Below are 13563 nucleotides of genomic sequence, written 5' to 3'. Positions count from 1 at the left end.
CAGGCGGAAGCTGGCGCGGGATCAGGCGCCCGCAGCGAACTCCTGGCCGGTGCCGCGCGCCCGTCCGGCCAGCACCAGCAGCACACCCGCAGCTGCCATCAGACCCGCCGCGACCGGCACCGCGCCATAACCATAGCCTGCGTGGATCACCCAGCCGCCGGCAGCGGCGCCCACGGCGTTGCCGAAGTTGAAGGCGCCGACGTTGATCGAAGAAGCCAGGCCCGGAGCCTCGGCGGCGGCGATCATCACCCGGGTCTGCACCGGGGGAACCATCGCAAAGGCGGCCGCGCCCCAGACCAGCAGCACGATGGCCGCGCCCGCATGGGTGCCGATCGCCAGCGGCATCGCAAAGCTGACCGCGGCGGCTGCGGCCAGGAACAGGATGGTTGCCCCGTCCAGCGACCAGTCCGCCAGGCGGCCGCCCAGCCAGTTGCCGATGGTAAATCCGACGCCGATCAGAACAAGCATCATCGTGACATAGGTCTCGGACGCCTGGGTCAGCTCCTGCAGGACCGGGGCGACATAGGTATAGACGCCGAACAGCGCGGCAGAGCCCATCACCGTGGTGGCCATGGCGATCAGAACCGGCGCACGGGTCAGAACGCGCAGCTCCTTCATCACCTCGGGGCGCTGGCCCGGATCCCCCTTGGGCAGGGCGCTCCAAAGCGCTGCGATGGCGATGACGCCCAGCATCGCTGTCCCGGCAAAGGCCATCCGCCAGCCGATCTGCTGGCCCAGCCAGGTGGCCGCCGGAACGCCGCCGACATTGGCGATGGTCAGGCCCATGAACATGGTGGCAACGGCGCTGGCCTTCTTGTCCCTGGGCACCACGCTGGCGGCAACAACCGCGCCCAGGCCAAAGAAGGCGCCGTGGTTCAGCGACGTGACCAGCCGGGACGCCAGCAGCGTCCAGTAATCCGGTGACAGCGCCGACAGGATGTTGCCGAAGGTAAAGATGCCCATCAGCGCCATCAGCGCCGCGCGCTTGCCGAGGCGGCTGAAGACCAGGGTCATGATGGGGGCGCCCGCCATGACGCCGATGGCATAGGCGCTGACCAGCAGGCCAGCGCTGGGGATGGAGACATCGACCCCTTCTGCGATCACGGGCAGCAGGCCCATGGGCGAGAATTCGGTGGTGCCGATGCCGAAGGCGCCGATGGCCAGCGCCAGCAGGATCCAGCCGGAGCGGGCCTCCGGTTGCGTGTTTGTCGCCGACATGACGGATATTCCTTATGCGTCCCAGACGGGAGAGAGGTTTTCGGGGCTGACGATGCGGCCGTCCGGGCGGGCAAGCCCGTGGATGGCGTCCATGTCTTCGTCAGAGAGAGTGAAGTCGAAAATCGCCGCGTTTTCAGCGGCGCGGGCGGGGTTGGCCGTCTTGGACAGTGCGATGAACCCCTGCTGGATGACCCATCGCAGCGCTGCCTGGGCAGCGGTCTTGCCGTATTGCGCGCCGATTTTCTGCAGCAGCGGGTCCTTTGGAACGGCGCCGTCGGCCATGCCGTAATAGCCGGTGATGGCCACATCCAGCTCTGCCGCGGCGGGGGCCACGGCGGACTGGTTCAGATAAGGGTGCACCTCGATCTGGTTGGTGACGATGGGGGCGGCGGAGTATTCCACCGACTCGCGCATCTGCGATGCGTTCTGGTTGCTGACGCCGATCAGCCGGGTCTTGCCTGCGGCCCGCACCTCGTTCAGCATCGCCACCTGCTCGGCCACCGGCACCTCGTCGCCCGGCCAGTGCAAAAGGAGCAGGTCGGCATTGTTCACCCGCAGTTTTTCCAGGCTTTCGCCGACCGAGGCTGCAAATTTCTCCGGCGCGTACTGGTCGGCCCAGACCTTGGTGGTCAGGAAGATTTCGTCCCGGCTGACGCCGGTTTGTTCCAGCGCCTTCCCCAGCGCGGCCTCGTTCTTGTAGATCTGGGCGCTGTCGAAATGGCGGAAGCCCGCCTCCAGCGCCGCGGGGATCACCTTGGCGATTTCCTCGTCCGACATGCGGAAGACGCCGAAGCCGAGGGCGGGGATTTCGAAACCGTTGGATTTGACAGTCTGCATCGTTTCCTCTTTGGGGATTGTCAGGCGGCCTGTGCCGCCTTGCTGTTGTCCAGCGCCGGAAGGACTTCCGACGCGAGTTCGTCCAGAACTTCCGGCAGCGGCCGGGCCGACTGCCGCAGGTTCACCGCGATATGGTCCACGCCGGCCGCAGCGTAGCGCCGGAACAGGCTGATCAGCGCCTTGCGCCCCATGCGGCCGCCGAACCGGACCGGCTCATTGGGGGCCCCGGCATCGGCCAGCAGGTCCAGATGGAAGGCCGAGATGAAGGCGCCGCGCCCCTGCGTCGCGTCGTGCCAGGCCGCGGTCTGCGCAGTCATCCGCCCGACGCCGCCGGGATAGACGAACCGGCCGTCCATGTTGGCGGCCAGCCAGCCGTCGGATTGGCGTGCCTGACCAGCTGCCACTACGGGGATCGTCCTTTGCTCAGGGCGGGGCAGCAGGTCGTATTCGCGGATCCGGCCGCCGTCAAAGGGCAGGCCGCCGGGCTGCCAGGCTGCACGCAGGTAATCCGCTGCCTTGCGGAAGTCCTCACCGCGGGCCTCGAAGTCGAGGCCCAGCAGCGGGTATTCCACAGGCCGGTCGCCCGAGGCAACGCCCAGGATCAGCCGTCCGCCTGACAAGGCGTCGATCGAGGCTGCGGCTTTGGCCGTCATCATCGGATGCCGGATCGGCAGCACCACTGCGGCGGTGCCAAGCGCCACGTTGCGGGTGATCCCGGCCAAGAACCCCAGCAGAGCGAACACGTCGTAAACCGAGCCCGCATCGCCCATGCCGACACTGTCGAACACCGGCACATCGCGCGCCCAGATGGCGGCAAAACCCAGTTCGTCCACCCGGCGCAGCAGCTCTGCCTGGGCGCTCAGATCGGGCACGCCGGACGGGCGGCCGCTGGCCTCGCGCCGGCGGATGCCCTGGGGCGACCAATCGTTGTCGAGGGGCAGTTCAATGCCCAATGTTAAGCGGTCCGGTTTGCGGATCAGATCAAGGGATGTCTTGGGTTTCATGCTCTCGCCATTGCGTTGCCCGCGTTTACGAAAGGCCAGATAATCGGCGCCCGGCACCTTGATAACGCCACGCATCTCCACATTATCTGTGAAACAGGTTCACAAGAGGCAACGCTATGGACAACCGGGCGGGGGAAATGCAGGTGTTTCTGCAGGTGGTCGACAGCGGCAGTTTTTCGGAGGCGGCACGGATGATGCGGATGACGCCGTCCACCGTCAGCAAGCTGATCGGCCGGGTCGAGGAACGGCTGGGGGTTCGGCTGCTGGAGCGCTCAACCCGGCGGTTGTCGCTGACCGACGAAGGGCGCGTCTATTACGAGCGCAGCCGGGTGCTGATTGCCGGGATGGACGAGATCGAACGTTAGGTTGCCCAAGGATCCGCCGGCCTGGCAGGACGGGTCAGGGTCAGCAGTTCGGTAGGCTTCGGGCAGCTGGGGATTGAGCCGCTTCTGGCCGGCTTCTGGGCGAAGTTTCCGCGCATCACCATCGACCTGTCGCTGTCGGACGAAATTGTCGACCTGTACCTCGACCGGACGGATGTTGCCTTCCGGGTCGGGCCGCTTCAGGATTCCGGGATGACGGCCATCCGGCTGGGCAGCGCCAAGCGGATGATCGTCGCCGCGCCGTCATATCTGGCGGAGAGGGGCACGCCTGCCGGGATTGACGATCTGGCGGATCATGCTTGCCTGGGGTTCAATTTCCGCCGGGCGAACGCGGTCTGGCCGCTGCGCGACAGCGGGCGCATCGTTGACCGGATCGTTGAGGGGCCGCTGATTGCCAACAACGGCGAAACGGTCCGGCGAATGGCCGTGGCGGGACTGGGACTGGCGCGGATTGGGGAGTTCCATGCGCGCGACGATTTGCGGGCCGGGCGGCTGATTGAGGTTCTGCCCGCCGCCACCGAAGGCGATACGGAGGACGTCCATGCCCTGTTTCTGGGCGGCGAGCGGGTTCCCAACCGGGTGCGCGCCTTTCTCGATTTTGTGACGCCTCAGCTGCGGGCCTTCCTGGCGGGCTAGCTCCCGTGTGGCTTGCCCCGCATGCGCGCGCAGAGAGCGTGACGCTCTTGTCGGCGGCTGAGCAGGCGGATTACCGTGGCTGCGGTGATTTGCAATAGCCTGACGGCCGCATTGCAGCCGGGTTAAAGGCTGTGATTGTGAATGCGAGGCGCACCGGCCGATAGAGGGTGGATGAGAAGAAGATGCCTTTTCTTTATCAGACAAAGGTCCAGCCGGACTGGATTGACTACAACGGGCATATGCAGGACGCCTATTACGGGTTTGTGTTCAGTCATGCCGTGGATGCGCTGCAGGATGCAGTCGGGTTTGACGCAGCCTACCGCAAGAGAACGGGGTGTACGATCTACCTGATCGAAGACCACAAGTTTTACTTGCGGGAGGTGCGGGAGGCAGAGCCTCTGCTGGTCACCACTCATGTTTTGGCCTCCGACAGCAAGCGTTTTCACCTCCAGATGATTATGACCTCACGCGGTGCGGAGGTTTGCATCGGGGAGTTCATGGAACTGCATGTGCAGCAACAGCCGCAGCCGCATGCCGTACCGATGCCTGATGAAATTCAAAAGCGGCTGGAAGCGGCCAGGGACGATGCCTCTCCCGCTTCCTGGCACCGGCTGCGGTCCCGTCCTTTCAAGCAATTGTAATCCGGGCGGCAGGCTGGGGTGCTGCTTGTCCGGGGGTGCAGTGACACTGACCGGGGCTTCGGCTACGGTCCGGGGGATTTCAAGCAGGGGTTTGCAAGGTGGATGACCTCAACGAATTGCGGATTTGCGTCCGGGTTGCCGAGGCAGGCAGTTTTGCTGAAGCCGCTCGGACGATGGGGCTGACCACCTCTTCCGTGTCCAAGGCGGTCCGGCGGCTGGAAGGCAAAATCGGTGCCAAGCTGTTCACCCGCACTACCCGCGCGGTGTCTCGGACCAGCGAAGGCGAGCGGTTCCTGGAAGGCGCCAAGCGCGTGCTGGAGGAAGCCGAGACGCTGAAAAGCGAGATCATGGACAGCGTCGAGGACCCGCGCGGGCGTCTGGTGATCTCCGCCTCGGATTCGGTCGGGCGCTTGTGGATGACCCAGCGGGTGCTGGCCTTCATGTGCCGCTACCGCAATGTCGACGTGGAACTGGTCTTTGATGACCGGGTGGTGGATCTGGCCGCCGAAGGCGTCGATGTCGCGGTGCGCGCGGGGAACCTGGGCAGCAGCCCGGATCTGATCGCCCGAAAGCTGTATTCCGACAATATCGTCACCTGCGCGGCACCGCGGTACCTGGAGCGCACGGGCAAACCGGAAACAGTGGCGGATCTTGCCGGCCACAGGGCGATTTATTACCGCGGCCGCAATTCAGGCCGGCTGACACCGTTCCAGTTCAGGTCCGGCGGCGAAATCATCCAGCTGCAATTCGATCCTGTCCTGGTGGTCAACAGTGTGGATGCCCTGAGCTACGCAGGGTCGGTGGGAATCGGCATCGTCCAGCTGCCGGGACAGATCGCCCGCGCTGCCATCGCCGAAGGGAAACTGGTGGAAATCCTGCCGGATTGCCAAGTCGAAGACTTCGCTTTCCGGGTGGTTTACCGCGAACGGCGCTTGATTGCGCCGCGAATCAGGGCGTTCGTCGACTTCCTCGTTGCCAACCCTCCGTCCCCGGAGGAACTGCATCTGTGAACTGGGTTACGCTCATTATGTCCTGACGGGAAATAGTGAGCGTCTTGCCAGTCCGGTACAGCCGCCGCCGCGCGGCCCTTATTTCCTTCCTCAATCGTCATGTTGCGGCCCTTGGCCTGAGGAATGGAAAATGAAAAAGACGAAATCGCTCTCTGCCGGTGCAGCTCTTGCCTTGTTGGCCGCCGGCGGGGCCTGGTACGGCGCCGGTCAGCCCGGACTGCTGCAATTTGCAACCGCGGCAGAGGCCTCTGCTCCACCGGCGGCCATGCCCGCACCCGAGGTCGGGGTTGTCCGTGCCGCAATCCGCGAGGTTTCGGAATTCGACGAATTCACCGGCCGTTTCGAGGCGGTGGACGAGGTGGCGGTACGCGCCCGGGTGTCCGGCCAGCTGACCGCCGTGCATTTCGAGCCGGGCCAGATCGTGGAAAAGGGCGATCTGCTGTTCACCATTGATCCGCGACCGTTTGAAACCGTGCTGGCCGAGGCGGAAGCGCGGCTGGCCGAGGCCCGCGCGGCCCTGAAGCTGGCCAACGTCGAACTGGAGCGGCAAAGCAAGCTGAGCGACCGTGGCCACGCCAGCCGCTCGTCGCTGGACAGCGCTCAGCAGGCCGCGGCGGCCGCCAAGGCGGCCATCACCGGAGCTGAGGCTGCGGTGGAGCGGGCGCGGCTGGATCTGGAGTTCTCTCGTATCCACGCCCCTGTCAGCGGCCGTATCTCCGATGATGCGGTGAATGCGGGCAACCTGATTTCGGCCGGCGCCGCCGGTCCCGCGCTGACCACAATTGTCTCGATCGATCCAATCCATTTCGTGTTTGATGCCACCGAGCAGCAGCTGCTGAACTATCAGCGCAGCGCTGCCGACGGGGACATCCGCGCCTTTCTGAATGCCGCGCCGGTTGCGGTCAGCCTGAACGGCGAAACGGATTTCGGCCATACGGGCAAAGTCGATTTCATCGACAACCGTATTGACAGCGCTACCGGCACCATCCGCGGCCGCGCGGTGCTGGAGAATGAGACGGGTGCGCTGGTGCCGGGCATGTTCGGGCGGCTGCGCCTGACAACCGCAAGCGGCGTGCCGCGGGTGTTCATTCCCGAACGCGCCATCGGTTCCGACCAGGCGGAGAAGTTCGTCTGGGTGGTGGACGCCGGCGGCACGGTTTCGCGCCGCGCAATTACACTGGGTGAGCGCCGCAGCGGGCTGCGCAGCGTGACCGGCATCGAGGCGGATGAACTGGTGGTGGTCGACGGGCTGCACATGGTGGGGCCCGGCGCGACGGTGACCGCCCGGGTTGCCGAGCTGGAAGAGCTGCAGGTGGCCTCGCGCTAGGCGCGGGGGCACTGCCGCCGAGGACAAGACGATGAAATTTTCGCAGTTTTTCATTGACCGGCCGATCTTTGCGATCGTGATGTCGGTCTTCATTACCATCGTGGGCGGGCTGGCCTATTTCACCCTGCCGGTTGCGCAATACCCGGAGGTGGCGCCGCCGACCGTGCAGGTGACCGCCCGCTACCCCGGGGCTTCGGCGGAAACCATCGCCGAAACAGTCGCCACCCCGCTGGAGCAGCAGATCAATGGCGTCGAGGGGATGCTTTATCTCTCCAGCCAGGCGACCGGCGACGGCAATCTGACCATTACCGCCACATTCGAAGTCGGCTCGGACCTGGATGAGGCGCAGGTGCGGGTGCAGAACCGTGTCGCCATTGCCGAACCGCGCCTGCCGGAACCGGTGCGGCGGCTGGGCGTGGTGACGCAGAAGGCTTCGCCCGACCTGCTGCTGGTGGCGCATATGTATTCGCCCGACGGCTCGCGCGATGACCTGTATATCACCGGTGCCGCGCAGCGGGTGCGCGATGAGCTGATCCGGCTGGACGGCGTGGGCACGGTGACCGTCTTTGGCGCCCGCGACTATTCCATGCGGGTCTGGCTGGATCCTGACCGCATCGCCGCAATGGGCATGACTCCGGGTGAGGTGCTGGCGGCCATGCGGTCGCAGAACGTGCAGGTCTCCTCCGGCCTGCTGAATCAGCAGCCGACAGTGGCCGAGTCCGCCTTTGAGGTTTCGGTTCAGACCACCGGCCGGCTGGACAAGCCCGAGGAATTCGCCCGTATCATCGTAAAGCGCGGCGAGGAAGGGCGCATCGTGCGTCTCGGGGATGTGGCCCGGGTGGAACTGGGCGCTGCCAACTACGGCACGCGGGCGTATCTGGACACCAGCAGTGCGGTGGCGCTCGGCATCACCCAGCGGCCGGGCAGCAATGCGCTCAACACGGCCGGCGAGGTGCTGGAGGCATTGGACCGTCTGGCCGCGGACTTCCCGGACGGGCTGGAATACGATGTGATCTACAACCCCACCGGTTTCATCCGGGAATCGATCGACGCGGTGGTCCACACCATGATTGAAGCCGTCGCGCTGGTGATTGCGGTGGTGCTGCTGTTCCTGGGCACCTGGCGGGCGGCGGTGACGCCGATCCTGGCGATCCCGGTATCGCTGGTCGGCACTTTCGCGCTGCTGTCGGCGCTTGGCTATTCGATCAACAACCTGTCCCTGTTTGGCCTGGTCCTGGCTGTGGGCATCGTGGTCGATGACGCGATCATCGTGGTCGAAGGCATTGAAAAACACATCCGCGAAGGGCTGTCCCCCAGGGATGCCGCCCGCAAAACCATGAGCGAGGTTTCAGGCGCGCTGGTAGCGGTGTCGCTGGTGCTGGCGGCGGTGTTTATCCCGACTGCGGCAGTGCCTGGCATCTCCGGCCTGTTCTACCGCCAGTTCGCGATGACCATCACCGCGGCCACGGCGATCTCTCTGCTGGTGTCGCTGACGCTGTCGCCGGCGATGGCGGCGATGCTGCTGAAGCCGCATGGGGAGTCCAAACCGGGCCTGCTGGCGCGGCCCTTTGTCTGGGCGCTTGGCAAGTTCGACCGAGGCTTTGACCGCGCGTCGGATGGCTATGGATGGATGACCAGGCGGCTGGTGCGGATGCCGCTGATGATGCTGGCGGTGTTCGGCGGGCTGCTGGTGCTGACCGATCATCAGTTCGGCAAGGTGCCGGGCGGTTTCATTCCTCAGCAGGACCAGGGCTATTACATTGCCGTGGTGCAGCTGCCGCCGGGCTCTTCGCTGGAGCGCACTGACCGGGTGGTGCGCCATGCCACGCGCCAGCTGCTGGATATTGACGGTGTCGAGCATACGGCTGTGTTCACCGGTCTGAACGGAGCCACGCTGACCACCGAAAGCAATACAGGCGTGATCTTTTTGACCACCACCGCATTCGAGAAACGCGAAGCCGAGGGGTATGACGCCCAAGCGGTTCTAGGCGAGGCGCGGCGGCGCATGGCGGCAATCAAGGAAGCCGCGATTTTTGTCATCGCGCCCCCGCCCGTGCCGGGCATCGGCACCGGCGGCGGATTCAAGATGGTGCTTCAGGACACCGGCGGCGCCGGCGCCGTGGCGCTGGCGCAGGCGGCGCAGTCGCTGGCGGCGGCGGCCAATGCCGATCCCGGCCTGGTGGCGGTCTTCTCGCAATACAATACCGGCACCCCCCGGGTCTGGGCGGAGATCGACCGCGAGCGCGCCGAGATGCTGAATGTTCCTGTCGCGCGCATCAACGAGGCGCTGGAGGTCTATCTGGGCTCGGCCTATGTCAACGACTTCAACCTGTTCGGGCGCACCTACAATGTGACCGTGCAGGCCGACGCGCCGTTCCGCGAAACAGCGGATGATGTCGCGCGCCTGAGGGTCCGCTCCGACAACGGCGAGATGGTGCCGCTGGGGGCTGTTGCCAGCTTCTCCGACACCACTGGCCCGCTGCGCCAGCCGCGTTACAACCTGTATCCTTCTGCGGCGGTTCAGGGGCAGACCATGCCCGGCGTATCCTCGGCCGAGGCGCTGGAGAGGATGGAGCAGATCGCCGCTCAGGTGCTGCCGCAGGGCATAGGTTATGAATGGACCGAGCTGAGCTATCAGGAGAAAAACACCGACGACACCGCCGCGCTGGTGTTCGCCTTTGCGGTGCTGTTCGTCATTCTGGTGCTGGCCGCTCAGTATGAGAGCTGGGCCTTGCCGGCAGCAGTGATCCTGATCGTGCCGATGGTTTTGCTGTCCGCGATCACCGGGGTGGGCCTTGCGGGGCTGGACAACAATATCCTGGTGCAGATCGGCTTTGTCGTGCTGGTTGCGCTGGCTTCCAAGAACGCGATCCTGATCGTCGAATTCGCAAAACAGGCCGAGGAAGAGGGCAAGGACCGCTGGGCGGCGGCGGTGCAGGCCGCGCGGACACGGCTGCGGCCGATAGTGATGACCTCTCTGGCCTTCATCCTGGGGGTTGTGCCCCTGATGCTGGCCACCGGCGCCGGAGCGGAGATGCGGCAGTCGCTGGGCGTGTCGGTGTTTTCAGGCATGCTCGGGGTCACAGTGTTCGGCCTGGTGTTTAGCCCGGTGTTTTATGTGATTGTCCGAGGGATCGAAACACGGCTGACCCGGAACCGCGGCCGTCCTGACGGGCAGGAGACCTGACACTTCCCTCCCATGTGCTCTGAAAGGGTCCGGCTGCCGCAGCCGGGCCCTTTGCTTTCGCGGCAGGGCCGAAACACGGGTGCCGCAGGCCGCGCTGCGGCTGCAGGCGAGTGTGACCGGCCCAGCCAGCCTGCGCGGTGTGCCCGGGGAGCGAGGTCAATCTGAGCAGCCTCAGCTTTCCCGGATCCGCCGGCGGCGCAGGCCTGTTGGCGCAGGCCCGTCAGAAACTCCCGGATGCGGACGTCTGCAGGCGCCTGGGATTTCAAGCCGGCGCATGCCGGGCTTCATTCCTTTCCTGCGCTTCAACCCGTCTGAAGAAGATCAGGTAGAAGACCGGTGCTGCGACCAGCGTCAGCACGGTGGCAAAGGCGAGGCCGCCCATGATGGTGATCGCCATCGAAACAAAAAAGGCGTCGGTCAGCAGCGGCGCCATGCCGAGGATGGTGGTCACTGCCGCCAGCATCACCGGCCTCAGACGCGACACCGACGCCTCGACGATGGCCTCGCGCAGCGGCTTGCCGGTTTCGCGCACCAGGTCGATTTCCTCGACCAGCACGATGCCGTTCTTGATCAGCATTCCCGACAGGCTGAGCAGGCCCAGAAGCGCGGTGAAGGTGAAGGGGAAGCCGGTGCCCAGAAGCCCGATCACCACGCCGTTCACCGACATCGGCACCAAGAGCCAGATGATCACCGGCTGGCGCAGAGCGTTGAACAGCAGCACCGAAATCAGCACCATGATCAGCAGCGTCACCGGCAGCTGTTTGCCTAGGGACTCGTTGGCGTCGCCTGAACTTTCGTGCTCGCCGCCCCATTCCATCATGTATCCGGCCGGGATCTTCATTGTCTCGATGGCTTCCTGTACCTCGGCAAAGACGGTGGCGGCGGTCATGTCCGGCGGAATGTCGGCGCCGACGGTCAGGGTCGGCACCCGGTCGCGGCGGTGAACGAGCGTGTTCTCCACCACCACTTCGATGCCGTCGATCATCTGCTCCAGCGGCACGAAACGGCCGGCGGAGGAGGAGAACACCACCTGGTCGTAGATGTTGTAAGCCTCTTCAGGCGCACGGCGCACCACGATGGGGATCAGGCGGTCGCGCTCGCGGAAGACGCCGACCTGCAGCCCGTCGGTGGAAAACTGCAGCGCGTCGGCAATGTTTTCGCGGGTGACACCGGCGGTCTGGGCGCGGTCGGTGGCATAGACCGGTTTCAGCGCAACCTCCTGCTCGCGCCAGTCGTGGCGCGGCATCAGGATGTTGGGCGATGCGGCTTCCAGCCGTTGGATGGCTTCCTCGCCCAGCTGGCGCAGGACGCGCGGGTCGGGGCCGGAGAAGCGCGCCTGGATCGGGTCGCCGCCGCCCGGGCCGAAGACCAGCCGCTTGGTGCGGAACTCGCCCTCGGGGAACTGCACCTGGCCGAAAGCTTCGAGGTCAGCCTGCAAGAGCGGGATCGCAGCGAGGCTTTCGGTGCGGATGATCAGGTGGCCGTAGCTGGGGTTCGGCTTTTCCGCAGAATAGGTCAGCATGAAGCGGGTGGCGCCCTGGCCGGTGAAAGAGGCCACCGAGACCACGTCGTCACGTTCGGCCAGCCAGTCCTCGAACACCTTGAGATGGTCCGATGTCGTTTGGATCGAGGTGCCCTGCGGCAGCTTGTAGTGGACGAAGAACAGAGGCGTGTTGGAGTCCGGGAAAAACTGCTGCCGGACCTGTCCGAAGCCGATGAAACACACCGCAGTGATGCCCACGAGGCCTGCAACCACCAGCCAGCGCAGCTTCAGCGACATCCGCAGGATGGTGCCGTAGGTGCGGAACAGGATGCCGTCATAGGCGTCCTTGCCGCCTTCCTTGCCCTGTTTGAAGAAATAATGGCCCAGCAGCGGCGTGGCGGTCAGCGCCAAGAGCCAGCTGAGCAGCAGCGAGATGGCGATGACGGCAAACAATGAGAACAGGAACTCGCCCGAGGCATCGGGGCTGAGACCGATGCCGGCAAAGGCCATAATGCCGATGACGGTGGCGCCCAGCAGCGGGATCTGCGTCTTCGAGGCCGCGTCATGGGCCGCTTCCCGGGAGCTGCGGCCGCGCAGCATGGCGATCTGCATCCCCTCGGCCACCACAATGGCGTTATCCACCAGCATGCCCATCGCGATGATCAGGGCGCCGAGTGAAATCCGTTCCATCTCGATCGAAAACAGGTTCATGAAGAACAGCGTGCCCACCACCGTCAGCAGGAGGGTGCTGCCCACCACCACCGCGGCGCGCCAGCCCATGAACAGCGCCAGCACCACCACCACGATGGTCACCGACATTGCCAAGTTGACCAGAAAGTCGTTGGAGGCCTGCTCTACCACCACATGCTGCTGGTAGACCGGTTCCAGGCTGACGCCATAGGGGATCCGGCTGTCCAGCGCTGCCAGTTTGGCGTCGACGCTCTTGCCCACCTCGACGATGTTTTCGGAGGCCAGCCCGGCGATGCCGAGGGTGAAGGCCTCGACCCCGTCGAAACGGATGATCAGATCCGGGTCGTCGATGCGGCCGCGGTGAACGTCCGCCATGTCGATCACGTTGACGACCTCACCCTGCGAGCCGATGGCAAGGCCCTGGATCTCGCTCACCGAGTCTGAGCCTTCCGGCGCGTTCAGCCGGGTTTCGGACGGCCCGGCATCCAGGCTGCCTGCGGACCGGACCGAGTTGGCGTTGGCAAGCGCGTTGTTGATCGCGTCGATCGGGATGTTCTGATTGACCGCAACCGCCAACTTGGGTTCGACAAAGACCGCCTCTTGCGGCAAGCCCGCGATTTCCACATCGGCAACCCCGTCCACCGTCAGCAGCTCGCGCCGCAGAAAGGTGGCAAGCTCATGTTTTTCGGCGTCGGTATAGCCTTCCGCGGTGACCGCATAGAACAGGCCGAACACATCGCCGAATCCGTCATTGACGAAGGGTTCGCTGACCCCGTCGGGCAGCATGCGGGCAGCATCGCGGATTTCAGCGCGCAGCTTGGTCCAGATTGCCGGCAGTTCGGTGCCGTCATAGGTGTCCTGCATCTCCACTTCGATCAGCGAATGGCCGGGACGGTTCACCGAGGTGATCAATTTCACCTCACCCATCTTCTGGATCGCCGATTCCAGCGGTTCAGAGACTTCCAGCGCGACCTGTGCGCTGCTGGCGCCGGGGTACTGGGTCGAAATGACAGCGGATTTGATAGTGAAGGCCGGATCTTCGAGGCGGCCCAGGTTCAAAAAGCCCCAGATCCCGCCGAGCAGCGCAGCCAGCATGATGATCCAAGTGTAGAGCGGCCGGTTGATCGACCCGCGTGAAATGTCCATC

10 protein-coding genes are annotated in these 13563 nt (G+C 65.0%); 6 read left to right on the top strand and 4 right to left on the bottom strand.

Translation table 11 applies throughout. The features are described from left to right. Positions 1-21 precede the first annotated feature (21 nt). Genes KUV26_RS18885 through KUV26_RS18875 form a run of 3 tightly spaced genes read right to left on the bottom strand, consistent with a single transcriptional unit; the run spans position 22 to position 3134 of the window. Positions 22-1218 (bottom strand): MFS transporter, encoded by a 1197-nt coding sequence (locus KUV26_RS18885; RefSeq protein WP_222509546.1) that lies wholly within the window; start codon positions 1216-1218, stop codon positions 22-24. Positions 1219-1230: 12 nt separating this feature from the next. Then, a complete protein-coding gene (locus tag KUV26_RS18880) occupies positions 1231-2055 on the bottom strand; it encodes an aldo/keto reductase (RefSeq protein WP_222509545.1) in 825 nt (274 codons plus the stop codon). A gap of 20 nt (positions 2056-2075) precedes the next feature. Next, positions 2076-3134: a TIGR03571 family LLM class oxidoreductase gene (locus KUV26_RS18875; RefSeq protein ID WP_261399985.1), complete on the bottom strand. Its 1059-nt coding sequence runs from the start codon at positions 3132-3134 to the stop codon at positions 2076-2078. 41 nt (positions 3135-3175) lie between these two features. On the opposite strand from KUV26_RS18875, the gene KUV26_RS18870 reads away from it, so the two are divergent. The 6 genes from KUV26_RS18870 (at position 3176) to KUV26_RS18845 (ending at position 10243) form a co-directional block, all read left to right on the top strand. Then, positions 3176-3424, top strand: a complete 249-nt coding sequence (locus tag KUV26_RS18870; protein WP_222509544.1) for a LysR family transcriptional regulator — start codon at positions 3176-3178, stop codon at positions 3422-3424. A 21-nt stretch (positions 3425-3445) separates the two neighbouring features. Next, entirely contained in the window at positions 3446-4078 is a 633-nt protein-coding gene (locus KUV26_RS18865) for a LysR substrate-binding domain-containing protein (RefSeq protein ID WP_222509601.1), read from the top strand. Positions 4079-4245: 167 nt separating this feature from the next. Beyond that, positions 4246-4719 (top strand): thioesterase family protein, encoded by a 474-nt coding sequence (locus KUV26_RS18860; RefSeq protein ID WP_222509543.1) that lies wholly within the window; start codon positions 4246-4248, stop codon positions 4717-4719. 98 nt (positions 4720-4817) lie between these two features. Next, on the top strand, positions 4818-5729 hold the full coding sequence (locus KUV26_RS18855; RefSeq protein ID WP_222509542.1) for a LysR family transcriptional regulator: 912 nt from the start codon (positions 4818-4820) through the stop codon (positions 5727-5729). A 130-nt stretch (positions 5730-5859) separates the two neighbouring features. Continuing rightward, positions 5860-7056 carry an efflux RND transporter periplasmic adaptor subunit gene (locus KUV26_RS18850; RefSeq protein ID WP_222509541.1) on the top strand — a complete coding sequence of 399 codons (1197 nt, stop codon included), beginning with the start codon at positions 5860-5862 and terminating at the stop codon, positions 7054-7056. Between the two features lie 31 nt (positions 7057-7087). Then, positions 7088-10243 (top strand): efflux RND transporter permease subunit, encoded by a 3156-nt coding sequence (locus tag KUV26_RS18845; protein WP_222509540.1) that lies wholly within the window; start codon positions 7088-7090, stop codon positions 10241-10243. A gap of 262 nt (positions 10244-10505) precedes the next feature. On the opposite strand, the gene KUV26_RS18840 is transcribed toward KUV26_RS18845, so the two are convergent. Further along, on the bottom strand, positions 10506-13562 hold the full coding sequence (locus KUV26_RS18840) for an efflux RND transporter permease subunit (RefSeq protein WP_222509539.1): 3057 nt from the start codon (positions 13560-13562) through the stop codon (positions 10506-10508). Between the last annotated feature and the right edge of the window lies 1 nt (position 13563).

This window comes from Leisingera daeponensis, from assembly GCF_019801465.1.
Taxonomy (GTDB): domain Bacteria; phylum Pseudomonadota; class Alphaproteobacteria; order Rhodobacterales; family Rhodobacteraceae; genus Leisingera; species Leisingera daeponensis_A.
This window is presented reverse-complemented; position numbering and strand designations above follow the sequence as displayed.

Bases quoted from the DNA above. Each gene is read 5' to 3' on its own strand.
- KUV26_RS18885 (WP_222509546.1), bottom strand. From the start codon at position 1,218: ATGTCGGCGACAAACACGCAACCGGAGGCCCGCTCCGGCTGGATCCTG.
- KUV26_RS18880 (WP_222509545.1), bottom strand. From the start codon at position 2,055: ATGCAGACTGTCAAATCCAACGGTTTCGAAATCCCCGCCCTCGGCTTC.
- KUV26_RS18875 (WP_261399985.1), bottom strand. From the start codon at position 3,134: ATGCGTGGCGTTATCAAGGTGCCGGGCGCCGATTATCTGGCCTTTCGT.
- KUV26_RS18870 (WP_222509544.1), top strand. From the start codon at position 3,176: ATGGACAACCGGGCGGGGGAAATGCAGGTGTTTCTGCAGGTGGTCGAC.
- KUV26_RS18850 (WP_222509541.1), top strand. From the start codon at position 5,860: ATGAAAAAGACGAAATCGCTCTCTGCCGGTGCAGCTCTTGCCTTGTTG.
- KUV26_RS18845 (WP_222509540.1), top strand. From the start codon at position 7,088: ATGAAATTTTCGCAGTTTTTCATTGACCGGCCGATCTTTGCGATCGTG.
- KUV26_RS18840 (WP_222509539.1), bottom strand. From the start codon at position 13,562: ATGGACATTTCACGCGGGTCGATCAACCGGCCGCTCTACACTTGGATC.